Raw genomic sequence first — 26,796 nt, 5'->3', positions numbered from 1 at the left:
ATGGCAGCCGCCGGCTCGTAGCCGATCGGCATCGGGCTGGCGCGATAACCGCCCTGGTCGGGGTAGATCGGCTCCCCGGTGCGGCCGAGCGCGGCATCGGCGGGCGGCGGATTGCCGTAAGGATTCCAGATCACCCCGTCGAAGCTGCCCAATATGGTGTAGCCATAGACGATGCCGAGCAGCTGACGCTCACTGGCGTTCGCGTCGCAGAGACGCAGGCGCAGCTGGATCATGCCGAAATTGCGCGCCTGGGTGCTGGCATTGACGCTCGAGCGGATCTGCTGCCAGGCATAGATGCAGGTGTCGCCAACACGGCTGCGGCCGGAGGCATAACCGAAGGGGCCGTAGCTGTTCTGCAGGAAGGTCGCCGACGTTGCCATGGGCACGCCGGGGGCCGAGCGAGCCACTTCGCGGGCAATGCCGCTCTCGTTGATCATGCTGAAGCCGGCATTGCCAGTGCCGGGATTGGCCCCGGACGCGCCGAAAAACTGGACTTCCAGGAAGTTCTGGCCGGGCACGGAGGATGACGTAAACAAGGAAACCGTCTGCTCGACGCCGTTGCCACGCTTGCGCTCGACGACGCTGACGATCGACGGGCCGCCCGGCGGCGGCAGGACCAGCGCCTTTTCAGGCGCCACCGTCTCCGGCCCGGAGGTCTGGCGCACACCGCCTGTCGACGTACAGCCGGCCATCATGCCTGCCACAGCCACCAGCGATATCGTCTTCCGCAAACGCATGTCTCGAGCCGCCGCAATCGTCTTTCCAGATATCCATTCGCAAACCGAAACGCGACGGACCTTCGAATCAACGACCACGCGGCCGTTCACAGGGTATAAATCGCCAACATGGTTAATGAAGAGTAAACAGCCGGCCCTGATGCCACCGGACGGACTCGCACTGACCGCGATTCGGACAGGTCAACCGTATGGTGCATAAATTGATTAAGCAACGCCTCAATTGCGCTCATGGCGCCCATCTCTCGCACTAGCGAAAGGACGACGCCGGAACTATGCCGCATGGCTGGCGTTGCCTTGATGTCTCAGGTTAAAAAGGAGAACATCCCATGCGCAAGATCATGCTGACTGCGGCCGCCATGCTGACCTTCGGCTCCGCCGCCTTCGCGCAGAGCACGGTCATCGTCACCGATCCCGCACCGACTGTGTTACCCGGCGAGGTGCGCACCTATGTGATGGAACAGAACACGCCGTCCGTCGTCTATGACGGCGATATCGCCGTCGGCGCAACGCTGCCCGATACCGTCGTCGTCCACACCGTGCCTGACGTCGACGGTTATGGTTATACCGTCGTCAATGAGCGGCGCGTCATCGTCGAGCCGAAGACGCACCGGGTGATCCAGGTCCTGGAATAAAGCGATCGGGAACAGTGGACGTGCGGACGCCTGAAACAGGATGATTTTAGGCGTCCGGCCTAAAATCTGAATCCAGTTCTAAATTAAAGAGTTAGAGCATGGTATCATGAGAAAACCGCGCGCACTTTTCGGCGTCATGCTCTAATGGCTTCACGTCCTCTCGTCTTCCATTCTCGCCGGCACATTCAGAAGTTCGCGGATCTTGTGGGCGAGTTGCTCCAGGCTGAAGGGCTTGGCAAGCAGGGAGACGCCATGGTCGAGTACCCCGTTATGGACGATGGCATTGCGGGTATAGCCCGTCGTGTAGAGGATGCGGATCGCCGGCCATTTTTCCTGAACGATATCGGCAAGCTGGCGCCCGCTCATTTGCGGCATGACGATATCGGTGAAGATCAGGTCGACCTCCCGATTTTCTTCCAGAAGCAGAAGCGCCTCCATGCCGCTTGCCGCCTGCAACACGGTGTAACCGAGTTCATGCAGGCTTTCGGCGGTCATCATGCGGACGTTTTCATCATCCTCCACCACCAGGATCGTATCGTTGACACTGCCCTGAGGGATAGGCTGGGCGCCAGCCGCATTCAACCTGGCGTCCGTCGCCCCGACATGCCGGGGTAGATAGATCTTTACCGTCGTGCCCCTGTCGATCTCCGAATAGATCTTGATGTGGCCGCCGCTCTGCTTGATGTAGCCGTAAACCTGGCTGAGGCCGAGACCGGTGCCCTTGCCCGGACCCTTGGTGGTGTAGAACGGATCGAACGCCCGGTCGATCACGTCGGGCGACATGCCGGTGCCGGTGTCGGTGATGCTGACCATCACATATTGGCCAGCCTCGACCTCCGAATGCATGCGGGAATATCGCTCGTCGAGTTCGGTATTGGCGGTCTCGATGGTCAGATGTCCGCCGCCGGGCATGGCGTCGCGGGCGTTGACGGCAAGGTTCAGAATAGCATTCTCAAGCTGGCTCAAATCGGCAAAACTCGGCCAGAGCCCGCCGGCAAGCACGGTCTCGATCCGGATCTGCTCACCGAGTGTACGCCGCAGCAACTCCGACATGCCGCCGACCAGCTTGTTGAGATCGATCACCTCAGGGGCAAGCGGCTGCTGGCGCGAGAAAGCGAGAAGGCGCGCGGTCAGAACCGCGGCCCTTTGGGCGCCGTCTTTGGCATTCTGGATGGAGTTCAGCAGGCGGGGATCCTCGTGTCCGGTCATCCGCCGCTGGGCGAGATCGAGGTTGCCGATGATGATCGCCAGCATGTTATTGAAATCATGGGCGACGCCGCCAGTGAGCTGACCGATCGTCTCCATCTTCTGCAACTGGCGGACCTGGGCCTGTGCGGCGGCATTCTCTTCCATCTCGTGCCTGAGTTCGGCGGTGCGCTGGACCACCGTCTGTTCGAGGCGCGTGTTGAAACTGTTGAGCTCGTTGCGGAGGCGGCTCTGCCGGCCATGCGCGATGATGATCATCTCCATCAGCCCGACGATGATGATCGCATTGATGAGATAGGTCGACAGCCCAATCCATTGGCTGGCGCTGACCGGCCAGAAGGTATCGTGCGGCTCGACGAAAAACTGCTGGACGATGAAAGCGGCCAATATTGCCGCGACGAGGCCAGGCCCGGCGCCGCCTATGAAACTCGCCAGCAATATCGCCGGGAGGAAGCTCAGGAAGGGAAATCCGGAGAGATAGTCGCTGACGGCAAGCCTCAGAAGAAACGTCAGGCCAACGAAGGCAACGGCCAGCGGATATGTATAACCCGGCCTATGACGCAGCCAATCCGTGGCACTCAGCAAATCCATTCCAGACCCCTCCTTACAGCGCCACGTCTTTTCAGACGCGCAAAGGGCGCCGTAACACTTTGAATTGCTGCAGAGTTTTATCCCAAAATCGATTCCGATTGAAGGAATTATGCAGTCGCCGTTGCGCAGGCGGCATCCCAGCTTTTACACATCGAATTTCACCCGGCAATATACTGTTTCTCGCACTGCCGGGTACCACGTCTTGACGAGCCCTACACGGAGTCCACATAAATCCGCATGCCCGGCAAGGGGAAATGGGTGGACGCGAACATGAAAGACATATTCATCGTCGAAGACGATGCGCTGATTGCCATGCTGCTCGAGGATATGCTCGCCGATCTCGGCTACCGGGTTTGCGCCAGCGCGCCCGATCTTGAACGGGCGCTGGCAGCCGCCAGGGACACGGAATTCGACGCTGCCATTCTCGACGTCTCGCTGGCCGGACAGAGCTCGCTGCCGGTCGCAAAACTGCTCGACGAACGCGGCAAACCCTATGTCTACGCGACGGGATACGGCGCCGCCCCTGCCGGCAGCAGCCCGAGCACATTGCCGGTGCTGCAAAAACCCTTCCAGCTCAGCGAACTCGAACAGACGATGAAGCGGCTTACCGAAGCCTGACGCATGTAGCCGGGTCGCGTGCAGCGATTCCGGAATAACGACATGCATAAAATAGAGAGTTTCAGTCAGCGCACCTGATCGAGCAGGCGCTTGCACTCCAGCAGGTCGTAGAGCGCCTCCTGCAGCAACGCCCTGTCTTCCTTGCCGACGCTCGACTTGCCGATCGAGACTTCCTGCTCGTCCTCGCCAGCTACAAAATTGAAGAAGCGGCGGGTAATCGGCGGCTTGGCGCGGCCGACAATCTGGTCTTCATCGGCCATGCCGACGCGCGGTTCCCCGGCGCTCGCCTCCTGCACGCCCGACGCAAGCGCCTCGACGCTGGCGAGATCGCCATGGCCGACCGATATGACGAACTTGTTGCCGTTGGTTTTCAGAAGCTTCTGCACACCCTTGATCGTGTAGCCGTGATCATAGAGCAAATGCCGGATGCCCTTGAGGAGATCGACATCCTCGGGCCGGTAGTAGCGACGGCCGCCGCCACGCTTCATCGGCTTTATCTGCGGAAAACGCGTTTCCCAGAAGCGCAGCACATGCTGCGGCAGATCAAGATCGTCTGCGACTTCGCTGATGGTGCGAAAGGCATCGGGGCTCTTGTCCAACGTCATAATGCTACGCGACCTCGCGGCTCGATTTTACGGCGACTCATCATATTTCAACGGTTTGGCGCCGACAATTCAAGTCATGTCTCGACGTTGCGCACAACGCAGGACGATGCGAAGGAAAAAAATGCCGTTTGGAAACGGGAAGCCGATGATCAGGAGGCCGGATTCTGCGGCTTCAGCTTGACCTTGCGGGCGACATGCGCCTTGAGGATGCGCGTCTTCAGCACGTTCGACGCCTTGAACGTCATGACCCGGCGGGGAGAAATCGGAACCTCCTCGCCGGTCTTCGGGTTGCGGCCGATCCGCTCGTTCTTGTCGCGCACCTGGAAGGTGGCGAAGGAGGACAGCTTGACGGTTTCACCCCGCACGATGGCGTTGCAAACTTCGTCGATGACGGTTTCCACAAGTTCCGCAGATTCGGTTCGGGAGAGCCCGACCTTGCGAAAAACGGATTCCGCCAGATCTGCTCGCGTCACTGTCTTTCCGGTCATGGTTTCCCCGCCCATTACAAATATTTTGTGAAATCGCGCAAAGAGTATTTGTCTTGCGCCTTACGGTCAAGCTCTTGTTCGCCGCCAGTTTTTTGGATTTGCGCCTACCAGCGCAGCAGGACGGCGCCCCAGGTGAAGCCGCCGCCCATCGCCTCGAGCATCACCAGGTCGCCCTTCTTGATGCGGCCGTCGCCAGCAGCGGTCGCGAGGGCGAGCGGGATCGAGGCCGCCGAGGTATTGCCGTGCAGATCGACCGTGATGACGACCTTCGCCGGATCGATGTTCAGCTTCTTGGCCGAACCGTCGATAATGCGCCGATTGGCCTGATGCGGCACCAGCCAGTCGAGGTCGTCTGCGGTGGTGCCTGTGGAATCGAAGGCAGCCTGAATGACATCGGTGATCATGCCGACGGCGTATTTGAAGACCTCGCGGCCTTCCATGCGCAGCTTGCCGACCGTGCCCGTCGACGACGGCCCGCCATCGACATAGAGCTTATCCTTGTGCGAGCCGTCGGAGCGCAGATGCGCCGTGAGTACGCCGCGATCGGCAACAGTGCCCTCGCCTTCGGTCGCTTCGAGCACGATCGCACCGGCACCGTCGCCGAACAGCACGCAGGTGGTGCGGTCGTTCCAGTCGAGAATACGTGAAAAGGTTTCAGCGCCAATGACGAGAACGCGCTTGGCAAGGCCACCGCGAATATAGGCATCCGCTGTCGTGACCGCATAGACGAAACCGGTGCAGACGGCCTGGACGTCGAAGGCGAAGCCGTGGCTCATGCCGAGGCGGTTCTGGATGTTGACCGAGGTTGCCGGAAAGGTGTTATCAGGCGTCGAGGTGGCACAGATGATCAGATCGATATCGGCCGGCTTCAGGCCGCCATTGGCAAGGGCAGCACGCGCGGCGGCCTCGCCGAGCGACGCCGTCGTCTCGTCATCGCCGGCGACATAACGCTGACGGATGCCGGTGCGCTGGACGATCCATTCGTCCGACGTGTCGACGATCGCCTCCATGTCACCATTGGTCATCACGCGCTTCGGAAGTGCGGCTCCGAACCCGCGAACCACTGAACGGATCATATTCGATTGAACCCCATTGCTCATGCAGCTTCCGGGCCCATCGGGGGCAGCCGCTTGGCATGATATTTCTTAAGATCGTTTTCTATTTTCTGATTAAGGCCGTTCTTGGCCATGTCGTAACCGACTTCGATGGCAGCGGCGATGCCTTCGGCATTCGCCCCGCCATGGCTCTTGATGACGATGCCGTTCAGGCCGAGAAACACGCCGCCATTGACCTTACTCGGATCGAGCTTCTCGCGAAGCATGTCGAAGGCGCTTTTCGCGAAGAGGTAGCCGATGCGGGCGAGCAGCGTTCGCGACATCGCAGCGCGCAGATATTCGCCGATCTGCTTGGCGGTGCCTTCGGCCGTCTTCAGCGCGATATTGCCTGAGAACCCTTCGGTGACGACGACGTCGACCGTGCCCTTGCCAAGGTCGTTGCCCTCGACGAAGCCGGAATATTCGAGCGAATCGATGTTCGCCTCGCGTAACAGCCGGCCGGCCTCCTTGACCTCTTCCTGGCCTTTCATCTCCTCGACGCCGACGTTGAGAAGGCCGACCGTCGGCCGTTCGACCTCGAACAGCGCCCGCGCCATGGCGCCGCCCATCAGGGCAAAATCCATCAGCTGCTGCGCATCGGCGCCGATCGTCGCACCGACGTCGAGCACGATGCTCTCGCCTTTCAGCGTCGGCCAGATTGCGGCGATCGCCGGGCGCTCGATATTGGCCATGGTGCGCAGACAGAACTTCGCCATTGCCATCAGCGCCCCGGTATTGCCGGCTGAGACCGCCACATCGGCTTCACCCGTCTTCACCGCCTCGATCGAGCGCCACATGGTGGAGATATAGCGGCCGCGGCGCAACGCCTGGCTCGGCTTCTCTTCCATGCTGACGGCGAGCTCGCAATCGTGAAAGATCGATTTTTCCTTGAGCTTCGGAAACTTGGCAAGAACCGGATCGCACTGTTCCTTGAGACCGTAGAAAACGAAGGAAATATCCGGATGCCGGTCCAGCGCCTTGGCGGCGCCGGGGATGACAACCTGGGGACCAAAGTCGCCACCCATGAGGTCGAGAGATATTCTGATCACGCGTCCCTGATCCTTCTTTTCGCCGAGGGCGAAATTTCGGCCAAAATACCGGTTTTGGCGTCGCTTACAACTGAATTATGTCAAATGCCAGAGGCGCTTCAGTCCTTTTTCCAATCCTTGAGGGCCGCGAATGCCGAAGGCTTTTTGTCGTCCTCGCCGCTATCCTCGATATGGCCTGCGAATTCGATACCCCCCTTACGCGGATAGGGATCGATCGCGAGTGCGGCGAATTCGGCAACCACCTCGCCGGCATCGATCGTATCGCCGACAAAGGTCTCGGGCAGATCGGGGCCGTCGGGATCGAGCAACATCTCGCCGGCATCATTGCCGGCCTGGCGGGCAAGCTTGGAACCCTCCGGCACGAAGATCTGCTCGAAGCTCTCGTCTATGGCGGATTCGACCGGTTCCAGCGTCACCACGCAGGATTGGACGATCTTCGCCTTCACGCGGCCCTTGATACGCACGCCGTCGCGCTTCCAGCGGCCGATCTGCAGATCGGCGCTGAGATCGTCGACGGAAACGACGTTCCAGCTCTCGGCAAGCGCCTTCAATTCGTTTGCGTCGGCCTCGACATGGACCTCGACGGGGTTGGCCGAGATATGGCCGACCTTGACGTGATAGGAGAAGGGAACATCGTCCCGATCGTTCTTCATGATTTCCTCCTCAAGCGACAGGTGGGCGGGCAACCGGCGGGAGCGTTGCCGAACCGGTGGCGATCTCCACTTCCGAAAGGGCCGACAAATGCGCTTCCGCGGCCATCATCCATCCGGCGAGGCCGGACATATCGGCCGGCACCGGGCTTTCGGGATAGATATTGCGCGTGAGCGCGAGAGCGAGCGCTTCGGTATCGCCGGTATCCATCTCCTTCGAATAGGCTTCGAGCCGGCCGTAAAACATACCGGCGAGCTTCTTCATGCGCTTCGGCACGCTGTTGTCGCCGATGCCGAGTTCGCGGATCGAATGGTCTATATCCTGGAAGAAAGCGTCGACGATCTCCTGAGCGATCTCCTGGCCACTGGTAGCGGACGCACGGGTGCGACGAAAAAACAGAATCATCACGATCGACAGCATTTCGAAACGGCCCATGACCGTATCCGGCACATTGAGCCGCTCATAAATCTCAGGCATGCGCGCGGCCGCCGTCAGCGCTGCATATTGCCTGTCGACGATTGCCTGATTGTTGTTTTTCTTACGGAACAGCCCGAAGATCATTGTTTTTTCCGGAAATGCCTCATTCTTCACGCCGGCTGGCCTCAGGCCTTGTTGCATGATTTCGAAAGCTGGTTTACCGAAGCAGGCGCGAATTGCAATGCCGATCGTGGCCAGTTTCGGGACGACGCCTCCGATGCGTCAGCGAAGCGAATTCGGGACATTCGACCCGGAATGGCCACAATGGTTTTGCAGGAGGTAATGCGTGCAAGGCCCAAAATGGCTGCTATCGACACTCAAGGGAGTAGATGTCGTTGAAGAAACGGTATTTCAAGTCTGACGTGAACTTCTTCAGCAGCGCGGCCATTGCCTTCATAATCGCCTCCACATCAGCACTTTCCGGTTGCCAGACCAGCACCGTGCTCAATGGCGGATACGTCGCCGACCAGCAGTCGCTGAACCTCGTTCCGGAAGGATCGAGCCGCGAGCAGGTGCTGCTTTCGCTCGGCACCCCGTCGACGACGGCGACCTTCGACGGCGAAGTCTTCTATTATATCTCGCAACGGCGTACACGTGCGGTCGCCTTCCAGAAATTGAAGGTCGTAGATCAGAGCGTTCTCGCGATCTATTTCGACAAGGACAGCGTCGTCAGCCGCCGCGCCAACTATACGCTGCAGGACGGCAAGGTGTTCGACTCGATCGGGCGCGTCACGCCGACCGGCGGCAAGGAACTCACCTTCCTGCAGCAGATGCTCTCCGGCGGCAGCGCCGCGAGCGCTGCCCGCAGCCTGTTCGGCGGCGGCGCCGGCGGCACGCCACAGAATCCGAGCAGCCTGCGCTGACCCGATACGCCTCATACGAAAAACCCGCCGGATCGCTCCGGCGGGTTTTTTAATGATCGCTGCTCCGACTTGACGCGTACCGTGCCGAACCGGCCGGCGCTGTTTATCCGGCGAGAACGGCGAGCAGCAGCAGCGCGACGATATTGGTGATCTTGATCGCCGGGTTGACGGCGGGGCCGGCGGTATCCTTGTAGGGATCGCCGACGGTATCGCCGGTGACCGACGCCTTGTGCGCATCTGAGCCCTTCATGTGACGCACGCCGTCCTTGTCGACGAACCCGTCCTCGAAGCTCTTCTTGGCATTGTCCCAGGCGCCGCCGCCCGATGTCATAGAGATGGCGACGAAGAGGCCATTGATGATGACGCCGAGCAGCGATGCGCCAAGCGCGGCAAAAGCCGAGGCCTTGGAGCCGGAGATGAGCAGCACGCCGAAATAAACGACGATCGGCGCCAGCACCGGCAGCAGCGACGGCACGATCATCTCGCGGATGGCGGCCTTGGTCAGAAGGTCGACGGCCCTGCCGTAATCCGGCTTTTCCGTGCCTTGCATGATGCCCGGCTTTTCCTTGAACTGCCGGCGAACTTCTTCGACGATCGCGCCGGCCGCACGGCCGACGGCCGTCATTGCGATGCCGCCGAAGAGGTAGGGAACGAGACCGCCGAAGATCAATCCCGCCACTACATAGGGGTTGGAAAGATCGAAGGAAATATCGCCTATGCCGGCGAAATAAGGGAACTTGTCGCCATTCGCCGCAAAATATTTGAGGTCGTAGGAGTAGGCTGCGAAGAGAACCAGTGCGCCGAGACCGGCCGAACCTATGGCATAACCCTTGGTGACGGCTTTGGTCGTATTGCCGACGGCATCAAGCGCATCGGTGGATTTGCGCACTTCCGGCGGCAGATGCGACATTTCGGCGATACCGCCGGCATTATCCGTCACCGGTCCGAAGGCGTCGAGCGCGACGATCATCCCGGCAATGCCAAGCATCGCCGTGACAGCAATGCCGGTGCCGAAAAGGCCGCCGAGCTGGTAGGTGGCGAGAATGCCGCCAACGATGACGATCGCCGGCAGTGCCGTCGATTCCAGCGAGACGGCCAGGCCCTGGATGACATTGGTGCCGTGACCGGTGACCGAGGCCTGGGCGATCGAAACGACCGGGCGCTTGCCCGTGCCGGTATAATATTCGGTGATCACCACGATTAGCGCGGTGACGACAAGACCGACGATGCCGCAGAAGAAGAGGTGCGTGCCTGAAATGTCGACGCCGCCAACCGTGCCGAGCGAGCCCCAGCCGACCGTCAGCGAGGTGGCGGCGCCAAGACCGACGATCGACAGCAGGCCGGTGACGATGAGGCCCTTGTAAAGAGCGCCCATGATCGAGCCGTTCGAGCCGAGTTTGACGAAGAAGGTGCCGATGATCGAGGTGATGATGCAGGCGCCGCAGATCGCCAGCGGATAGATCATCGCAGACTGGAGGATCGGCGCGCCGGCAAAGAAGATCGCGGCAAGAACCATGGTGGCGACGACGGAGACCGCATAGGTCTCGAAAAGGTCGGCGGCCATGCCGGCGCAGTCGCCGACATTGTCGCCGACGTTATCGGCGATCGTTGCCGGGTTGCGCGGATCGTCCTCGGGAATGCCGGCTTCCACCTTGCCGACGAGGTCGCCGCCGACATCGGCGCCCTTGGTGAAGATGCCGCCGCCGAGACGGGCGAAGATCGAAATCAGCGAAGCGCCGAAGCCGAGCGCCACCAGCGCATCGATGACTTCGCGCGAGCCACTCTCATGGCCGAGGCCGACGGTCAAAATGGTGTAGTAGATGGAGACGCCGAGCAGTGCGAGGCCGGCCACCAGCATGCCGGTGATCGCACCTGACTTGAAGGCGATGTCGAGGCCGGCGGATAGGCTGGCGGAAGCCGCCTGGGCGGTGCGCACATTGGCGCGTACGGAAACATGCATGCCGATAAAGCCAGCAGCACCGGATAGTACGGCGCCGATCAGGAAGCCGATGGCGGCCTCGGCGGAAAGAAGCAGCCAGGCTGCGATGAAAACGACGACGCCGACAAGGGCAATGGTTCTGTACTGGCGCGTCAGATAGGCTTGAGCGCCTTCGCGGATATAACCCGCGATCTCCTGCATGCGGCTGTTGCCCTGATCGGCGGCAAGCACCGACCGGGTTGCCCAGGCGGCATAGACCACCGAGAGCAGACCGCATGCGATTACGCATAAAAGAATCGTCATTTCGCTCTTTCCTCCCATAGGCCGGAGCTCACTCCTTCTCCGGCAGATACGCCGCCGAATCGCCTTCCTCTCCACAGAAATGCCACAGCTAAGCCGTGCGGAGATTGCGTGGTCGATCACGTGGCGTCAAGACCGCAACGAGCGAAAACCGTTGCAGTGCGAAGAAAGACTTAGGGAGATTGTTTGGCGGCTAAAGACTTACTTCTTCGTCTCGCCGCGAACCTGCTTTGCAATACGGTCGAGCACCGCATTGACGAGCTTCGGCTCGTCATCATCGAAGAAGGCCTGGGCGATCTCGACATATTCGGTGACGATGACCGCCACCGGGACGTCCTTGCGGTCGGTGATCTCGAAGACGCCGGCGCGCAGAATGGCGCGCACGGTGCTGTCGAGGCGCGACAAGGCCCAATCATCCTGCAGAGCTGCGGCAATCAGTGGATCGAGACGGACCTGATCGCGCACGACGCCGGAGACGATGGAACGGAACCAGCCGGCATCTGCCTTGAGATAGGTCGCGCCGTCGAGTTCCTGGCCGAGACGGTGCGCCTCATATTCGGCGACGATTTCCAGAACGCCGGTGCCGCCGACATCCATCTGATACAGTGCCTGAACGGCAGCAAGACGGGCAGCGCCCCGCTGGTTCGCACTCTTGACCGGCCGTTCCGTCTTGTCGTCGTTCATTCGTTATGCACCCAGTTTCTGCTTCAGCTCGATCATCGTCAGAGCCGCGCGAGCGGCAAATCCGCCCTTGTCCTTGTCCGAGCGGCGCGCGCGCGCCCATGCCTGTTCATCGTTCTCGACGGTCAGAATGCCGTTGCCGATGGCAAGGGACTCACTGACCGCAAGATCCATCAAAGCACGCGAGGATTCGTTCGAGACGATATCGAAGTGATAGGTCTCGCCGCGAATGACCATGCCGAGCGCGACATAGCCATCATAATGCGTTCCGCCATTGTCGTCTCCATCGAGCGACATGGCAATTGCCGCCGGAATTTCCAGTGCGCCGGGAACGGTGACGACCTCGAAGGTGGCGCCGGCCTGTTCCAATGCGAAGGTCGCACCTTCGAGCAGGGCGTCGGCCATGTCGTCGTAGAAGCGGGCCTCAACGATCAAAATATGGGGAGAGGTCTCTCTCGGCATGGTTCACCTTCGTTTTGTGGGGCGTTTTCCACTCGGCAGTCCGCGGACAAAACATGCCTTCACCAGAATGGCAAGCTCTTTCGCCCGATGCCGCAATGCCAAAGAAGAAATATCAGCAAGGGGATAGCCGTGCCGCGCATGCAGTGCTCGGTAAGCTTCTCGAACCGGTTTTTCCGCATGCCTGGAAAACGGCAATTCGAAGGCGGATTTCATGAACAATTCTTAATGGGTTTTCAGTGGCTTAACCTATTGAATCGCGAATGGAAGAGCGCCAATTCCATGTCGTGACAGACGATCCCCTGCAACGACAGTCGACCGTCAAAGCAGATGAAAGGATACAATCATGAACCGCGTTGTCACGATCAGCATCGCTGCCGCCCTCTCCTCCCTCGCATTTGCCGGCGTCAGCCGGGCCGAAAGCCTCGGGATGAACAGTGCCCAGGGCATCGAGCAGACACTCCGGACCTTCCACGGCAATGATTTCAACGTCGAGCAGGTCCATAACTGGCGCAACCTCGACGACGAGAACACCGGGCCTCGCTCCGCGCCGGAACGATCCGGCCAGACCGTTCACGCCATCCAGGCCTCGATCGACGCCAACAGGTCGCTTGCCCATCGTCTCAACAACCAGGGCGTCGACGTCCGCACTATCGTCAATGCCGAACAGGCAGCCGACGGAAGCCTGACCTTCTACGTCCGCTGACGCTTCAGCGCATCGCGTCCCCTTCGGTGCGCGGCGCTCACAGCATGGGCGGCGGTCTCCTCTCCGCCCATGCCGCGGATTTTTACAGAAAACCATTGAATTTTTCCAGGCGATGATGGTTTCTCCTCCTGCAACAGGAGGACCATCATGGCGACGGAATCGAAGGCAGTGATCAATATCGCCGATCTCAAGCTCGACCATTGGCAACAGGGCACGCTCTATGAAAGCGTCGACACGTCGTTCGGCGCGCTTCTCGGCCTGACCGGCCTCGGCATCAGCTACAATGAGGTGCCGCCGGGCAAATCGGGCTGCCCCTTCCACAACCACCATGTCGAAGACGAGCTTTTCTACGTGATCGCAGGCACCGGCGAATACCGCTTCGGCGGCGAGCGCCATGCGATCAAGGCGGGCGACGCGCTTGGCGCACCGGCCGGCGGCCCGGAAACGGCGCACCAGATCATCAACACCGGCACGGCTCCCCTTGTCTATCTCGGCATCTCGACGATGGCGAAGACCGAGATCGTCGAATATCCGGATTCCGGAAAGTTTCTTGCCAAGACCAACAGGGGCGATACCACACCTCAGCGCTTCCGCCATATCGGCCGACCGGAAAGCGATCTCGACTATTGGCACGGCGAACCCGGCGCTTGAAGGATCCGATATGACCGAAATTCCGATCCTCGAAACCGAGCGGCTGACGCTCCGCCCGCACCGCCTCGACGATTTCGAGGCGCATGCGGCACTCTGGGCGGATGAAGACGTCGTCCGATTCATCAGCGGCATCCCGTCGACGCGCGAGCAGAGCTGGAGCCGCATGCTGCGGATTGCCGGCATGTGGCACCATATGGGCTTCGGCTTTCTTGCGATCGTGGAAAAGGCGAGCGGCCGGTTCATCGGCGAAGCGGGCTTCATGGAATCCCGCCGCGAGATGACGCCGTCGATCGAGGGGACGATGGAACTCGGCTGGGCGCTGATGCCCTCGGCGCAGGGGCGCGGGTACGCCACCGAAGCATTGACCGCCCTGATCGGCTGGGGGCAAGCGCATTTCCCGGAAAAACCGATGAGCTGCATCATCAGCCCGGACAACCGGGCCTCGTTGAGGGTCGCAGCCAAACTCGGTTTTCGCGAGATCACGCGCACGCAGTATAATGGCGAGGTCATTCAGTTTTCGCGGTAGGGACTTCCGCCAAGTGGGCAACGCAGCGCCCACCATTGCGGGTTTGCTGCCACTTGCCGATATCGCCAATGGCAACAGCAAAGCCCGACTTCATCCCCGGATGGGTCCGGGCTTCGCACCTGCTACGCGCAAGGAACGCCCTTTAGAGTCGCCGACAAGAGGCAGAAGCGCTTGGAATACTGACGTCCGCGACCTTGACACAACGAAGCATCGACGGCGAGCCGCATGGTAATTGCAGCCGGCAGAACTCCCCATCCACAAGAGGCTGATCACAAACATGACCATTTTTATTGTCTGCCACAAGGATTTGCCGAGCTACCCTCCACCCGAGGGCGCGAAAATCATATGGCTCAACTCTAAATTACCTTCGGAAAACAGGGGAATGGATGTCATTGCCGGCTATGACTTTTTCAGCGAGCCGGAGGAGCTTCACGCGAAATTGTCGGGATCTCTTGGAACGATCGTAATTGCGAAAGTAGTTTCGGAAGAATCAGTAAAACCTCATAACATTACCATCTGGCAGTATCGTAAATTTTTAACACGCCTAAAGGTCGGAATACCGAATCCCGAATATCCTGGGATGAATACAGCGACTTCAGAAGAAGTTGAAATCGCAAGGCCGGAGGACCCGGAATTTTTTTCAGAAAATTTCTTTCTGCCTCGGCCGTTAAACCTCCACAACATATCTCAACACTATGCCAGATTCCATAATATTGTTGACTTTCTCAGATATACAGCGTTTGCAGTCGAAGCAAACACTCTAGCGCAAGCCGAAGCTTTGCAGTTTTTTAATTCCAGCACTTTCGTTCCTGGAGGCATTGAACTCGGCACCTATCCGACGGACTGGTGGCTGGACACTTTTGTCCGCATGGTGGCGCCGTCTTTTGAATTTGCGAAACGATACCAGCCGTTTCAAGCCGATGACCCCGTGCAGAAACGTGCGATCTCATTTTGCCAGGAGCGTCTGGGAAGCTATCTTCTCGTCAAACGGATCGCCGAACTCTATGGCAATACCCTACCTGGGTCCTTGTTCGGGGATATAGTGACCGTATCGAATGATGGGGTCTACAGGAGCGGCGTCTAAACCGAGGCGGACCAATTCCAAACGCAACATCGCAACTCTTTGCTATGGTGGCAGCGGGAGCGGCTGAGCCAATAAAGCTGGCTGGATAAAACCGACAGGGGACCGTCGAGCTCCGACAACCCCTCCAGGCTGCCAGCGACAGTCCTGCGAACAGTGTGGCGCAAGCTTCACCTCAAATAGTAGCACCAAACAGGCTCGAATTGCCGTCCTGCAGATTTCCATGCAGACGGTAGCCTTTCGCGAAGGACAATACCTTGACGATCAATCAGCCCATTCCTTCTTTGCCGGCCGGCCTTCCTGATCTGGCGCTTCTCACCGAGAAGGCTGCCGGCACGGGATCCGTCATTATCTATCAGCCTTATCTCGATCCTTCGCAGCGCAGCCAGCTCGACGCGGCCGCCATGCCGCTCGACATCTCGTTCAATACGCAGGCTACGACCCGCGAATATGAACTTTTCCTCACCCTGCATCAGCATCACCAGGCGATCGGCCTCGGCGAGGACGTGTTTTGGGGGCTGCTCTCCAGCAAATTCGAGATGAAGTCGGTGACGAGCTTCCCGTCCTTTGTCACGGAGGCGGAAAAGGCCAGGGCAGAGGGTGCGGACGCCTATCTTTACAATCCGCTGATCGGTCACGCGGCGATCTACAGCAACGTCTGGGAACATTCGCTGCTTGGCGGTCACCCCGGCATGGAGCCGATCTTTCTGCATATCCAGGAACTCGGCTATCCGATCGCGCCGCCGCAGGACAAGACGGCCTTCATGTTCTGCAACTATTTCTGCGGCAACCGGAAATTCTGGTCCGGGTATTTTGCCTTTTGCGAACGCATTCTCGACTCGCTGGAAAACCAAGCCCGCGCCGGCACGGCGGCGGGCGCCGCCTATGCCGGTACGGCTCACTATTCACGCGATGCCAGCGCCAAGATGCGACCCTTCGTGATCGAGCGTCTGCTCGGGCTTTATGTCCAGCAGGCTAGCGCCTCCGGCTTGAAGGTCGCCGCCTTCGTACCGACCGCTGCCGATTTCGAATGGAAGTTCGGCGTCCGCCTCGGCCGGATGCTACACGGCCTCTTCGCCGCCAAGGAGGCTTTTCTGCGGAGCCCTGACGATGCTCTCCTGACCTCTTGGCAGCAAGGCCGCCAGCCGCTCATCAAGCAGCCGCATCTGATCTGGATGGCTGATGATCCGCCCGCCTGGATGCCGCGCGGCCAATTCATCGGCGGCCGCGAATTGACGCGCGCCTATGCTCCGCAGCCTTCAGGCGCCTCGCCGGTGCCGCAGCAGCCGGTACAGACGGAAAGGCCTGCTATACCGGCCGCACCGAAGATCGAGCAGCCGCTCGGCAAGCTGTTGCAGCCCTTTGCCGGCGGATGGCAGGCGCACAAGGACCGCCATTGCATCTGGATCGTGACGCCCGAAAACTACAATCACAGCCACGCCTTCGACGAAGTCGCGCTTGGCCTGCAGGGCGCCTTCGAGGAACTCGGCGGCTCGGCACCGATCACCCGCGACATGAACGCATTCGCCGGCCGTGCGCCGATCATCTACGGCGGCAATCTTCTCGCCGCCGACATCGTCAACCATCTGCCGACGGACAGCGTCGTCATCAATCTCGAGCAGGTGTCAGAAGAAAGCACGTGGATCAACTCGCGCTACACCTCGGTCCTGAAGTCGCTGCCGGTTCTCGACTACAGCCCGCGCAACCGGGAAAATCTCGCCGCCAAGGGCATTGATCACGCCGGCGTCCTCGAAATCGGCTACAGTCGCTGCCTCAGCCAGATAAGCCACGCCCCCGTCAAAGACATCGACGTGCTCTTCTACGGCTCGATGAATGAACGCCGCCACCATATCCTCAAGACGCTGAAGGACGGCGGGCTCAAGGTCGCGCACCTCTTCAACATCTATGGCGCGGAACGCGATGCAGCGATTGCCCGCGCCAAGATCGTGATCAACATCCATCATTATGCGAGCGGCGTCTTCGAGATCGTGCGCATTTCCTATCTGCTCGCCAATCGCGTTTGCGTGCTGACGGAAGGCGACATCCGCGATCCGGACCTCCAGCCCTTCGTCGGCGGCTTGGCAATCGAGCCCTATGACGACATGATCGAACGCTGCTACAAGCTGATCGCCGATGCCAACGAGCGCGATGCCATTGCCGCGACTGGCCTTGCGGCCATGCAGAGCCGCTCGCAGGCGGAGATGCTGATGAGCGTCATGAAGGCAGGCGCCTGATGAAGGCCGCAGAAAAGGTAAGTCATGCGCATTGAGACCGCGGCCATCGAGGGCATTGTTGCAATCACCCCGCCACGCTTCGGCGATCACCGCGGCTACTTCTCCGAGGTATTTAAGGATGCCTGGTTCCGGGAAAATGTGGCCGACGTCACGTTCGTCCAGGACAATGAATCACTTTCGGCGCAGGCCGGCACCGTCCGGGGGCTGCATTTCCAGATCCCGCCCTTCGCACAGGGCAAGCTGGTGCGCTGCCTTGCCGGCCGGATCATGGACGTGGTCGTCGATATCCGCGTGGGATCGCCGAGCTTCGGCAAATGGCTCTCTCAAGAGCTCTCGCCGGAAACCGGCAAGCAGCTCTGGATACCGGCCGGTTTCGCACATGGGTTCGTCACGATCGAGCCGAACAGCGTCATCAGCTACAAGGTAACCGCACCCTACAGCCCCCAGCATGATCGAGGCATCGCGTGGAACGATCCGATGATCGGCATTCGCTGGCCCTTTGATGAAAGAGACATGGTATCGTCCGACAAGGACAAGACGCTGCCGCGGATCGCCGATCTGCCAAACCATTTTTCCTATTCAGCACAGCTACCCAAGGATTGATCCATGATGCGCATACTGGTCACGGGCGGAGCCGGCTTCATCGGATCGGCATTGGTGCGCCATCTCGTCAGCGAGATCGGCGCCGAGGTGCTGAATGTCGACACTCTGACTTATGCCGGCAATCTGGCATCGCTGAAATCCGTCGAATCGGCGCCGAACTATCAGTTCCTGCGCGCCGACATCTGCGACCGCGCCAGGATGCAGGAAGCATTCGCGTCCTTCCGTCCTGATATCGTCATGCATCTCGCGGCGGAGAGCCATGTCGACCGCTCGATCTCAGGCGCGGCCGATTTCATTCAGACCAACATCGTCGGCACATTCAGCCTGCTGGATGCCGCCCGGCACTATTGGGACGGGCTTGACGCCCGTCGAAAGAGCGCCTTCCGCTTTCTGCATGTCTCGACGGATGAGGTCTACGGTTCGCTCGGCGACGAGGGCCTCTTCGAGGAGACGACGCCTTACGATCCGTCCTCGCCCTACTCGGCCTCCAAGGCCGCGAGCGACCATCTGGCGATCGCCTGGCACCGCACCTACGGCCTGCCCGTGGTCGTCTCCAATTGCTCCAACAACTACGGCCCGTTCCATTTCCCGGAAAAGCTCATTCCGCTGATGATCCTGAACGCACTGGAGGGCAAGCCTCTTCCGGTTTACGGCAATGGCGCGAATGTCCGCGACTGGCTCTATGTCGAAGACCACGCCCGCGCGCTGTTCACGATCGCATCCAGAGGCCGCCCCGGCGAAAAATACAATGTGGGCGGCCGCAATGAGCGCAGGAACATCGACGTCGTTCATCGCATCTGCGCTATTCTCGACGGCGTCTTTAGTGACAAGGCACCGCATACGCGTTTGATCACCAACGTCACGGACCGCCCCGGGCACGACGCACGCTATGCGATCGATGCCTCGAAACTCGAAAGCGAACTCGGCTGGAAGGCGCAAGAGACCTTCGAAACCGGCATCGAGAAAACTGTGCACTGGTACTTGGAAAACGAATGGTGGTGGAGGTCGTTGCGCGAAACCGTCTACTCCGGCGAACGCCTCGGCGTTTTCAAGGGACAATAAGCGATGCGCATTGCCGTCACTGGCAAACAGGGCCAGGTCGTTCAGTCGCTGCTCAGACGTGGCGCCGAAATGGGTATCGAAATCAGCGCGGTCGGGCGGCCGGAAATGGACCTTGCGGATCCTGCAAGCATCGCAGCCGCCTTCTCGACTCTGCGTCCGGATGTGATCGTCTCGGCCGCCGCCTATACGGCGGTCGACAAGGCCGAGAGCGAGCCCGAGCTTGCTTTTTCCGTCAATGCGGCAGGCGCCGGGGCGGTTGCCGAGGCTGCCGCGCGGATCGGGGTTCCTGTCATCCACATTTCGACCGACTACGTCTTCAGCGGCGACAAAGCCTCCGCCTATTGCGAAGAGGATGCGACGGCGCCGATCTCCGTCTACGGGCGTTCGAAACTCGCCGGCGAGACAGCCGTCGCGGCGGCGAACCCGAACTACGTCATCCTGCGCACCGCCTGGGTCTATTCCCCCTTTGGCGCCAATTTCCTGAAAACGATGCTGCGGCTTTCCGAGACGCGCGATCATCTTCGCGTTGTCGCCGATCAGAGAGGATGCCCGACTTCGGCACTCGATATCGCCGACGCGATTCTTGCCATCGCAACCCGTCTCGAAGCGGACCCTGCGCCATCGCTCCGCGGCACTTTTCACCTGACCGGCAGCGGCGAAGCAAGCTGGGCGGACTTCGCCGAAGAGATATTCGCGGAGCTTCTTAAATCCGGCGGCAAAAAAGTCGGCGTCGAGCGCATCCCGACGGCGGACTATCCGACACCGGCGAAGCGTCCCGCCAATTCGCGTCTCAACGGCGACAAGCTCGCCAAAACATATGGAATCCGGCTCCCGGAGTGGAAGCAGTCCATGATGATTGTCATGCAAGACCTTCTGAATAAGGGTCTTTAAGGAGAGGGCATGAAGGGAATTATTCTAGCCGGCGGCACAGGCACGCGTCTGCATCCGATCACCCAGGGCGTCTCGAAACAGCTGATGCCGGTCTACGACAAGCCGATGATCTACTATCCGCTGACGACGCTCATGCTCGCCGGCATCAGGGAGTTGCTGATCATCACCACGCCTCACGACGTCGAAGCCTTCAAGCGCCTTCTCGGCGACGGCTCGCAATGGGGAATTTCGCTGACCTATGCCGTACAGCCGAGCCCGGACGGCCTTGCCCAGGCCTTCATCATCGGCGCCGACTTCGTGCACGGCGACAGCTCGGCACTCGTTCTCGGCGACAACATCTTCTATGGGCACGGGCTGCCCGAAATCATGAAATCCGGCACGAGTCGGCGGGAAGGCGCGACGGTATTCGCCTATCACGTCACCGATCCGGAACGCTATGGCGTTGTCGGCTTTGACGAAAAGATGAATGCGCTGTCGATCGAGGAGAAACCGACGCAGCCAAAATCGAACTGGGCGGTGACCGGACTTTATTTCTACGATCAGCAGGTGGTCGATATCGCCGCCAATCTGAAGCCGTCACCCCGCGGCGAACTGGAAATCACCGATATCAACCGAACCTATCTTGAGCGCGGCGAGCTTTTCGTGGAACTGATGGGCCGGGGCTATGCCTGGCTCGACACCGGCACGCCGGACAGCCTGCACGATGCCGCAGGTTTCGTCAGCACGCTGGAGAAACGCCAGGGCTTCAAGATCGCCTGCCCCGAAGAAGTCGCCTGGCGCATGGGTTACATCTCGCAGCACGACCTCGCCAAGCTCGCGGAGAAACTCGGCAAGAGCGCCTACGGCCAGTATCTGACGAAACTGTCGCCGGATTGGTGAGCTATATGGCCCGCGCCGCATCGCAGACGTGCAGTCGCATGCGGCGAGCGCCTGGTGATGTTCCGCGCCCGGCGAGCCAGTCGTATGCCCCTGGAAACCGGTACAGGTTTTCGATTCAGGCGCTCGGGAATTCAGCCAGCCGGGCAGCGTAACGCGCCATGGTGTCGACTTCGAAATTGACGAAATCGCCGGCCTTGCGCTCGCCCCAGGTGGTGACCTCGAGCGTATGGCGGATGAGCAGGACGTCGAAATCCGTGCCGTCGACCGCATTGACCGTCAGCGAGGTGCCGTCGAGGGCGATCGAGCCCTTGGGGGCGACAAATTTCGCCAGATGTTCGGGCGCCCGCAGGCGGTAACGGGTGGCGTCGCCTTCCGATGTAACCGAGAGGATTTCCGCCTTGCCGTCGACATGGCCGGAAACGATATGGCCGCCGAGTTCATCTCCTATTTTCAGCGACCGTTCGAGATTGATGCGGCTGCCTTCCTGCCAGGTGGCGATCGTCGTCAGCCGCAGCGCCTCTTCCCAGGCCTCGACCTCGAACCAGCGGCCGTTGCTGCCTTCGTCAGGAAGTGCGGTGACGGTGAGGCAAATGCCGGAATGCGAGATCGAGGCGCCCATGTCGATCGTCGTGGGATCGTAGGCGGTGGCGACCCGCAGCCGGATGCCTTCCTTCAGCGGGGATACGGATTCGACCGTGCCGACATCGGTGACTATTCCGGTAAACATCAAAGCCCTCTTTCGTATTCGTCCAGGCGATCCTCGCCGAACATCTGCGTGCCCGTATGGGCAAAACCCGATGGTATGTCGGTTGCGTCAAGCGGGGATTCAATACCGCCCTCACCGATGACGACAGGCGCCTGGTAAAGCTGGATGCGGTCGACAAGGCCAGCCTCGAGGAAAAGCCGGGCGGTCTTGGCGCCGCCCTCGACCAGAAGCGAGGAAATACCACGTGTTGCCAAGGCCGGCAGCAGGATTTCCGGATGATAGGGATTGCAGTAGACGATCTCGACACCGGCGGCTTCGAGCGCTGCGCGTCGGGAGTCTGTTTCGGCGATGATGTCGGTGGGTGGGGTACCCCCCTCTGCCCTGCCGGGCATCTCCCCCACAAGGGGGGAGATTGGCTGGGGGCTTGCTTCCTGCCCAACAGGTGCCGACGGTGATTTATCGCCAACGGGAGCGAGGGAATTCGGAGCGCGCTCCTTGCCGATCTCCCCCCTTGTGGGGGAGATGCCCGGCAGGGCAGAGGGGGGTAGTCCCTCCGCATCCGCAGCTAAAGTCGAAATTTCCTCGCTCGCCACAACGATCACAGGCACGTCCCGTGCCGTCCGAACCAGCTTGCTCGTCAGCGGCAATGCCAGCGAGGGATCGAGCACGATGCGGATGGGTGACTGTGCTTCGAGACCTGGTGTTCGTACCGTCAGCAGCGGATCGTCTGAAATCGCGGTGCCGATGCCGACGAGGATCGCGTCGGTTTCGGCGCGCAGCGCCTGAACCTCGGCGCGGGCCTTCGGGCCCGTTATCGCCACCTGTCCCTCCCCCTCGCGGCCGATCATGCCGTCGGCGGAAACCGCAAGTTTGAGAGTCACATAGGGCCGATTCTTCGTCTGGCGGGTGAGATAGCCGGCGAGCGAACGCCGGCCCTCCGCCTCGAGCAGACCGGCATCTACCTCGATACCGGCCTCACGCAGCATGGCGATACCGCGGCCCGAGACGCGCGGATCGGGATCGGTGACGCTGATAACGACGCGGGCAACGCCATAGGCGATCAGCGCCTCGGCGCAGGGCGGCGTCTTGCCGTGATGCGAGCAGGGTTCAAGCGTCACATAGGCAGTGGCGCCACGGGCAGCCGCGCCGGCTTCAGCGAGCGCCTGCGGCTCGGCATGCGGGCGGCCGCCGATGGCGGTGACCGCCTGGCCGACGACGACGCCGTCCCTGACGATGAGGCAGCCGACGGAGGGGTTGGTGGCGGTGCGGCCGAGATGCCGGCGCGACAGGCGGATCGCCGCCGCCATGAAACTCTCGTCATGCGGCATTACGCTCATGGCTCACCTGTCCAGCGGGTCGCGGGCGATCTTGGCGTTGATTTCGGAAATGACCTTTTCGAAATCCTCGGCAAGCGAGAAATCCCGATAGACGGAGGCGTAGCGCACGAAGCCGACATCGTCGAGGCTCTTCATCGCTTCGAGCACCTGCAGGCCGATCTGCTCGGAGGAAATTTCGGTCTCGCCGGAGCTTTCAAGCCGGCGGACGATGCCGGAAACGGCGCGCTCGATGCGGTCGCGCTCGACAGGGCGTTTACGCAGCGCCACTTCGAAGGAGCGCACCAGCTTGTCGCGGTCGAAGGGCACCTTGCGGCCGGTCTTCTTGATGACCATCAGCTCGCGCAGCTGCACGCGCTCGAAAGTGGTGAAGCGGCCGCCGCAATCCGGACAGATACGCCGCCGGCGGATGGACGTATTGTCCTCCGCCGGACGCGAATCTTTAACCTGGGTATCTTCCGAACCGCAATAGGGGCAGCGCATCGCTACTCCTTATCCCATGTAGTCATACATTGGGAAGCGGTCTGTGAGGTTGACCACCTTGCCGCGTACGGCGGCTTCGACGGCGGCGTTGCCTTCATCGGAATTGGCGACCTTCAGACCGTCGAGAACCTCGACGATGAGATTGCCGATTTCGCGGAATTCGGCTTCCTTGAAGCCGCGGGTCGTGCCGGCCGGCGCGCCCAGGCGCACGCCCGAGGTGACGAAGGGCTTTTCCGGGTCGAAGGGAATGCCGTTCTTGTTGCAGGTGACGTAGGCGCGGCCGAGAGCTGCCTCGGCGCGCTTGCCGGTGGCGTTCTTCTTGCGCAGGTCGACCAGCATCAGGTGGTTGTCGGTGCCGCCGGAGACGACGTCGAGACCGCCCGCGATCAGCGTCTCGGCCAGCGCCCTGGCGTTCTTGACCACCTGGGCGGCGTATTCCTTGAACTCAGGCTGCAGCGCCTCGCCGAAGGCGACGGCCTTGGCGGCGATGATGTGCATCAGCGGACCACCCTGGAGACCCGGGAAAACCGCCGAGTTGAACTTCTTCGCCAGATCCTCGTCATTGGTGAGGATGACGCCGCCGCGCGGGCCGCGCAGCGACTTGTGGGTCGTCGTCGTCGCGACATGGCAATGCGGGAACGGCGACGGATGCTGGCCGCCGGCAACGAGGCCAGCAATGTGGGCCATGTCGACCATCAGATAGGCGCCGACGCTGTCGGCGATCTCGCGGAAGCGCTTCCAGTCCCAGATACGGGAATAGGCGGTGCCGCCGGCGATGATGAGCTTCGGCTTGGTTTCTTCGGCCTTGCGGGCGACTTCGTCCATGTCGAGCAGGTTGTCGCCTTCACGCACGCCGTAGGAGACGACGTTGAACCACTTGCCGGACATGTTGACTGGCGAACCATGGGTGAGGTGGCCGCCCGAATTCAGGTCGAGACCCATAAAGGTGTCGCCCGGCTGCAGCAGCGCCAGGAACACGGCCTGGTTCATCTGCGAACCGGAATTCGGCTGGACGTTGGCGAAATTGACGCCGAACAGCTTCTTGGCGCGCTCGATCGCCAGTTCCTCGGCGATATCGACAAACTGGCAGCCGCCGTAGTAGCGCTTGCCAGGATAACCCTCGGCATATTTGTTGGTCATGATGGAGCCCTGGGCTTCCAGCACGGCGCGGGAGACGATGTTCTCGGAAGCGATCAGTTCGATCTCGTGCCGTTGGCGACCGAGTTCCTTTCCGATCGCGCCGAAAATTTCCGGATCGACGTCCGCAAGCGAGCGATTGAAGAAGGATTCGGTGGAAGCATTGGTCATGGGCGGGCTCCTCAACTGGAATGCGGTGAGGTATTAGCCTTCCGTTGTGGCAAGGGCAATACGAAGAACGACATTTGCTGAGCAAAGCGCGCGGTCCGATCATTTTGCGACAGTGTGGCGCCGACGAATGATGGCTACGAGATAGCGCGCCCTCCCCGGCACAAAAAAAACCGCGCCGGAAGGCGCGGTTTGAGGGTTGCGATGCAGAGGTCGCCGCTTATTGGGCCGGCTGTTCCATGCCGGCCGTGGTATCGAGCGCCAGCTCGGCATTGCCGTCCATCTGATAGATGTCGTCGCGGAATTGGACGATGCCGTCGGGCATGCCCCAGGCAGAGATGTAGACGAAATAGACCGGAACTTCGATGGCGAGTTTGACCGGCGTGTTGACGCCGGTTGCGATCACCTGCTCCATCTGCTGGCGGTTCCAGCCGGGGGTCTCGCGCAAGAGCCAGTTCGACAAGTCGCGCACGTTCTGGACGCGGACACAGCCCGACGACTCAAAGCGCATGAGCTTGTTGAACAGGCCCTGCTGCGGCGTGTCGTGCATGTACTCGCCGTTTTTGTTGTAGAAGTTGATCTTGGTCGAGGCCATGGCGTTGGTCTTGCCGGGGTCCTGGCGGAACATCAGGTTCGGCGCCTCGCCGTTCCAGTCGATGGTCTCGGGGGCGACTTCGTTGCCCTTGCCATCGATCAGGCGGATGGCGTTCTTTTCGAGATAGGTCGGATCCTTGCGCATCAGCGGCATGATGTCCTTCTCGACGATCGAGCGCGGCGAGGTCCAGTAGGGGTTGAGGATGACCTCGTAGATCTTCGAGTTGACGAGATGCGTCGGGCGGCTCAAACGGCCGACAACCGCGGTGTGGCGCGTCGCGACACTGCCGTCTTCGACAGCTTCGACATAGGCGGCCGGGATGTTGACCATCACGTGGCGGCGGCCGAGGTCCTCCGGGAAAGTCTGCAGGCGGACGATATTGGTGTTCAGCTGCTGCAGCCGGACATCGGCCGGGATGTTCATCGCCTTCAGCGTGAATTCGCCGAGCACACCATCGGATGGCAGGCCGTGGCGGGCCTGGAAGCGCTTGACGGCGCCGTCGACATAGGAATCGAAGGCGCTCGACATGCCGGCCTCGCGCGGCAGGTCGCCGGTGATCGCGAGGCGCTGACGCAGCGCCTGAACGGCGGGGTGGCTGACGCCGAGCTGCAGGCGTTGGTCACCGGGATTGACTTCTGGCCAGCCGCCGGCAGCCGCGATCTGCTGATACTGCATGATCGCCTGCTGGGCGCTGGCGACCGATTGGGGGCCAAGGATCGGCGTGTTGGAAACGACGGCACTTGCCGTGCGCGAAGCCGCCTTGGCATCAAACTGGTCGTCCCAGTTGCCGCGGCGCGGCGCATTGATCAGCGTATCGATCGCCGATTGCGCAAAGGCCGGCGCGGCAATCGCGCTGGCGCCAACCGTTGCCGCGGACGCAAGGAAAGCGCGGCGCGAGAGAGCTTCATTTCCGTTTTTCTTCGACATAGTCCCAACCACTGAATGCGGCGATAAAGAGAAGCCGCGGCTCTTTGCGATATCACTGCGCTTTAACGCAGATCTCTGTGCATTTGTTGTCCCGGCACATCAAAACTTTCCGCTTGCCCCATCACAAGATTGCGATGCGACAGGCTGACCATTTTGATCGGTCCATTGAAAGCGCCGGTTGTTAAGCCTTCCGCTGCCACACCAATATGGCCAATTCGTGTTATCGGGCAGGAAGACGGATGACCCGGCTACCGGAAACGCGACACGACGAACCATATGACGGGCTAAACCGTGCGGGTTAATAACGGCTAAAAAACGGCTTGGATACGGGCGATAATGCTTGCCTGCCTTGCGTTGCAAAGATGCCACGGGAGACAAACGGCAAATCGGACGTGCAGGGACACGTCCGATTTTCTGCAACCC

General features: G+C 60.7%; 28 protein-coding genes and 1 pseudogene. 12 read left to right on the top strand and 17 right to left on the bottom strand.

Translation table 11 applies throughout. The features are described 5' to 3' along the window. Positions 1–737: cellulose biosynthesis protein BcsN (gene bcsN, locus RLEG4DRAFT_RS16900; protein ID WP_003578481.1), on the bottom strand; the 737-nt coding region annotated here is incomplete at its 3' end. Positions 738–1,063: 326 nt separating this feature from the next. On the opposite strand from bcsN, the gene RLEG4DRAFT_RS16895 reads away from it, so the two are divergent. Further along, positions 1,064–1,369, top strand: a complete 306-nt coding sequence (locus RLEG4DRAFT_RS16895; protein WP_003578480.1) for a DUF1236 domain-containing protein — start codon at positions 1,064–1,066, stop codon at positions 1,367–1,369. Between the two features lie 150 nt (positions 1,370–1,519). Here RLEG4DRAFT_RS16895 and RLEG4DRAFT_RS16890 read toward each other — a convergent pair whose 3' ends face one another. Continuing rightward, positions 1,520–3,166 carry an ATP-binding protein gene (locus RLEG4DRAFT_RS16890; protein WP_003578479.1) on the bottom strand — a complete coding sequence of 549 codons (1,647 nt, stop codon included), beginning with the start codon at positions 3,164–3,166 and terminating at the stop codon, positions 1,520–1,522. Between the two features lie 270 nt (positions 3,167–3,436). Here RLEG4DRAFT_RS16890 and RLEG4DRAFT_RS16885 point away from each other — a divergent pair, with 270 nt between their 5' ends. Next, a complete protein-coding gene (locus tag RLEG4DRAFT_RS16885; RefSeq protein ID WP_037093801.1) occupies positions 3,437–3,784 on the top strand; it encodes a response regulator in 348 nt (115 codons plus the stop codon). A 65-nt stretch (positions 3,785–3,849) separates the two neighbouring features. Here the strand turns inward: RLEG4DRAFT_RS16885 and RLEG4DRAFT_RS16880 are convergent, their stop codons facing one another. The 6 genes from RLEG4DRAFT_RS16880 to RLEG4DRAFT_RS16855 all read right to left on the bottom strand — a co-directional run bounded on the left by RLEG4DRAFT_RS16880 (position 3,850) and on the right by RLEG4DRAFT_RS16855 (position 8,289). Continuing rightward, positions 3,850–4,389, bottom strand: a complete 540-nt coding sequence (locus RLEG4DRAFT_RS16880; RefSeq protein WP_003574025.1) for a MerR family transcriptional regulator — start codon at positions 4,387–4,389, stop codon at positions 3,850–3,852. A 149-nt stretch (positions 4,390–4,538) separates the two neighbouring features. After that, entirely contained in the window at positions 4,539–4,877 is a 339-nt protein-coding gene (locus RLEG4DRAFT_RS16875; RefSeq protein ID WP_003578475.1) for an integration host factor subunit alpha, read from the bottom strand. 104 nt (positions 4,878–4,981) lie between these two features. Beyond that, positions 4,982–5,953, bottom strand: a complete 972-nt coding sequence (locus tag RLEG4DRAFT_RS16870) for a beta-ketoacyl-ACP synthase III (protein WP_037094646.1) — start codon at positions 5,951–5,953, stop codon at positions 4,982–4,984. A 20-nt stretch (positions 5,954–5,973) separates the two neighbouring features. After that, entirely contained in the window at positions 5,974–7,020 is a 1,047-nt protein-coding gene (gene plsX, locus RLEG4DRAFT_RS16865) for a phosphate acyltransferase PlsX (RefSeq protein WP_003578472.1), read from the bottom strand. 98 nt (positions 7,021–7,118) lie between these two features. After that, entirely contained in the window at positions 7,119–7,673 is a 555-nt protein-coding gene (locus RLEG4DRAFT_RS16860; protein WP_003578470.1) for a YceD family protein, read from the bottom strand. 10 nt (positions 7,674–7,683) lie between these two features. Continuing rightward, positions 7,684–8,289, bottom strand: coding sequence for a ubiquinol-cytochrome C chaperone family protein (locus RLEG4DRAFT_RS16855; protein ID WP_085061909.1), 606 nt, complete (start codon positions 8,287–8,289; stop codon positions 7,684–7,686). A gap of 188 nt (positions 8,290–8,477) precedes the next feature. Here RLEG4DRAFT_RS16855 and RLEG4DRAFT_RS16850 point away from each other — a divergent pair, with 188 nt between their 5' ends. Continuing rightward, complete coding sequence (locus RLEG4DRAFT_RS16850) at positions 8,478–9,011, top strand: outer membrane protein assembly factor BamE (protein WP_003578464.1); 534 nt, start codon at positions 8,478–8,480, stop codon at positions 9,009–9,011. A gap of 103 nt (positions 9,012–9,114) precedes the next feature. Here RLEG4DRAFT_RS16850 and RLEG4DRAFT_RS16845 read toward each other — a convergent pair whose 3' ends face one another. The 4 genes from RLEG4DRAFT_RS16845 to RLEG4DRAFT_RS40185 form a co-directional block, all read right to left on the bottom strand. Then, positions 9,115–11,253 (bottom strand): sodium-translocating pyrophosphatase, encoded by a 2,139-nt coding sequence (locus tag RLEG4DRAFT_RS16845; RefSeq protein ID WP_003574040.1) that lies wholly within the window; start codon positions 11,251–11,253, stop codon positions 9,115–9,117. 198 nt (positions 11,254–11,451) lie between these two features. Next, complete coding sequence (gene nusB, locus RLEG4DRAFT_RS16840; RefSeq protein ID WP_003578462.1) at positions 11,452–11,934, bottom strand: transcription antitermination factor NusB; 483 nt, start codon at positions 11,932–11,934, stop codon at positions 11,452–11,454. Between the two features lie 3 nt (positions 11,935–11,937). Next, entirely contained in the window at positions 11,938–12,393 is a 456-nt protein-coding gene (gene ribH / locus RLEG4DRAFT_RS16835) for a 6,7-dimethyl-8-ribityllumazine synthase (RefSeq protein ID WP_003578460.1), read from the bottom strand. 3 nt (positions 12,394–12,396) lie between these two features. Further along, a complete protein-coding gene (locus tag RLEG4DRAFT_RS40185; RefSeq protein WP_125869635.1) occupies positions 12,397–12,606 on the bottom strand; it encodes a hypothetical protein in 210 nt (69 codons plus the stop codon). A 130-nt stretch (positions 12,607–12,736) separates the two neighbouring features. Here RLEG4DRAFT_RS40185 and RLEG4DRAFT_RS16830 point away from each other — a divergent pair, with 130 nt between their 5' ends. The 9 genes and pseudogenes from RLEG4DRAFT_RS16830 to rfbA all read left to right on the top strand — a co-directional run bounded on the left by RLEG4DRAFT_RS16830 (position 12,737) and on the right by rfbA (position 21,023). Further along, the gene (locus tag RLEG4DRAFT_RS16830) at positions 12,737–13,096 is read left to right on the top strand and encodes a hypothetical protein (protein WP_003578458.1); all 360 of its coding nucleotides are present in this window, start codon (positions 12,737–12,739) and stop codon (positions 13,094–13,096) included. 147 nt (positions 13,097–13,243) lie between these two features. Next, positions 13,244–13,747, top strand: a complete 504-nt coding sequence (locus tag RLEG4DRAFT_RS16825) for a cupin domain-containing protein (protein WP_003578456.1) — start codon at positions 13,244–13,246, stop codon at positions 13,745–13,747. 10 nt (positions 13,748–13,757) lie between these two features. After that, positions 13,758–14,273: a GNAT family N-acetyltransferase gene (locus tag RLEG4DRAFT_RS16820; protein ID WP_003578454.1), complete on the top strand. Its 516-nt coding sequence runs from the start codon at positions 13,758–13,760 to the stop codon at positions 14,271–14,273. Between the two features lie 277 nt (positions 14,274–14,550). Next, the gene (locus tag RLEG4DRAFT_RS16815) at positions 14,551–15,357 is read left to right on the top strand and encodes a hypothetical protein (protein ID WP_003578453.1); all 807 of its coding nucleotides are present in this window, start codon (positions 14,551–14,553) and stop codon (positions 15,355–15,357) included. A gap of 254 nt (positions 15,358–15,611) precedes the next feature. Then, positions 15,612–17,623, top strand: a pseudogene (locus tag RLEG4DRAFT_RS16810) (glycosyltransferase family 1 protein). Continuing rightward, positions 17,613–18,191 (top strand): dTDP-4-dehydrorhamnose 3,5-epimerase, encoded by a 579-nt coding sequence (gene rfbC, locus RLEG4DRAFT_RS16805; protein ID WP_003578451.1) that lies wholly within the window; start codon positions 17,613–17,615, stop codon positions 18,189–18,191. The pseudogene RLEG4DRAFT_RS16810 and the gene rfbC overlap by 11 nt, the downstream one beginning before the upstream one ends. A gap of 6 nt (positions 18,192–18,197) precedes the next feature. Then, positions 18,198–19,253: a dTDP-glucose 4,6-dehydratase gene (gene rfbB, locus RLEG4DRAFT_RS16800; protein ID WP_037094643.1), complete on the top strand. Its 1,056-nt coding sequence runs from the start codon at positions 18,198–18,200 to the stop codon at positions 19,251–19,253. Positions 19,254–19,256: 3 nt separating this feature from the next. After that, on the top strand, positions 19,257–20,144 hold the full coding sequence (rfbD, locus tag RLEG4DRAFT_RS16795) for a dTDP-4-dehydrorhamnose reductase (protein WP_003578447.1): 888 nt from the start codon (positions 19,257–19,259) through the stop codon (positions 20,142–20,144). Between the two features lie 9 nt (positions 20,145–20,153). Continuing rightward, positions 20,154–21,023, top strand: a complete 870-nt coding sequence (gene rfbA, locus RLEG4DRAFT_RS16790) for a glucose-1-phosphate thymidylyltransferase RfbA (RefSeq protein ID WP_003578445.1) — start codon at positions 20,154–20,156, stop codon at positions 21,021–21,023. Positions 21,024–21,138: 115 nt separating this feature from the next. Here rfbA and RLEG4DRAFT_RS16785 read toward each other — a convergent pair whose 3' ends face one another. The 5 genes from RLEG4DRAFT_RS16785 to RLEG4DRAFT_RS16765 all read right to left on the bottom strand — a co-directional run bounded on the left by RLEG4DRAFT_RS16785 (position 21,139) and on the right by RLEG4DRAFT_RS16765 (position 26,373). Further along, entirely contained in the window at positions 21,139–21,750 is a 612-nt protein-coding gene (locus RLEG4DRAFT_RS16785) for a riboflavin synthase (protein WP_003578443.1), read from the bottom strand. Next, on the bottom strand, positions 21,750–23,066 hold the full coding sequence (ribD, locus tag RLEG4DRAFT_RS16780) for a bifunctional diaminohydroxyphosphoribosylaminopyrimidine deaminase/5-amino-6-(5-phosphoribosylamino)uracil reductase RibD (protein ID WP_003578441.1): 1,317 nt from the start codon (positions 23,064–23,066) through the stop codon (positions 21,750–21,752). Before ribD ends, RLEG4DRAFT_RS16785 begins: the two co-directional genes overlap by 1 nt. A 3-nt stretch (positions 23,067–23,069) precedes the next feature. Beyond that, on the bottom strand, positions 23,070–23,546 hold the full coding sequence (gene nrdR / locus RLEG4DRAFT_RS16775) for a transcriptional regulator NrdR (protein ID WP_003547190.1): 477 nt from the start codon (positions 23,544–23,546) through the stop codon (positions 23,070–23,072). A 9-nt stretch (positions 23,547–23,555) separates the two neighbouring features. Next, positions 23,556–24,854 (bottom strand): serine hydroxymethyltransferase, encoded by a 1,299-nt coding sequence (gene glyA, locus RLEG4DRAFT_RS16770; protein ID WP_003578440.1) that lies wholly within the window; start codon positions 24,852–24,854, stop codon positions 23,556–23,558. A gap of 217 nt (positions 24,855–25,071) precedes the next feature. Next, positions 25,072–26,373, bottom strand: a complete 1,302-nt coding sequence (locus RLEG4DRAFT_RS16765; protein ID WP_003578438.1) for a L,D-transpeptidase family protein — start codon at positions 26,371–26,373, stop codon at positions 25,072–25,074. Positions 26,374–26,796: the final 423 nt, after the last annotated feature.

It is taken from the genome of Rhizobium leguminosarum bv. trifolii WSM2297 (genome assembly GCF_000271845.1).
The sequence above is the reverse complement of the archived record's forward strand: the minus strand, read 5'-3'. Positions and strand labels throughout refer to the sequence as shown.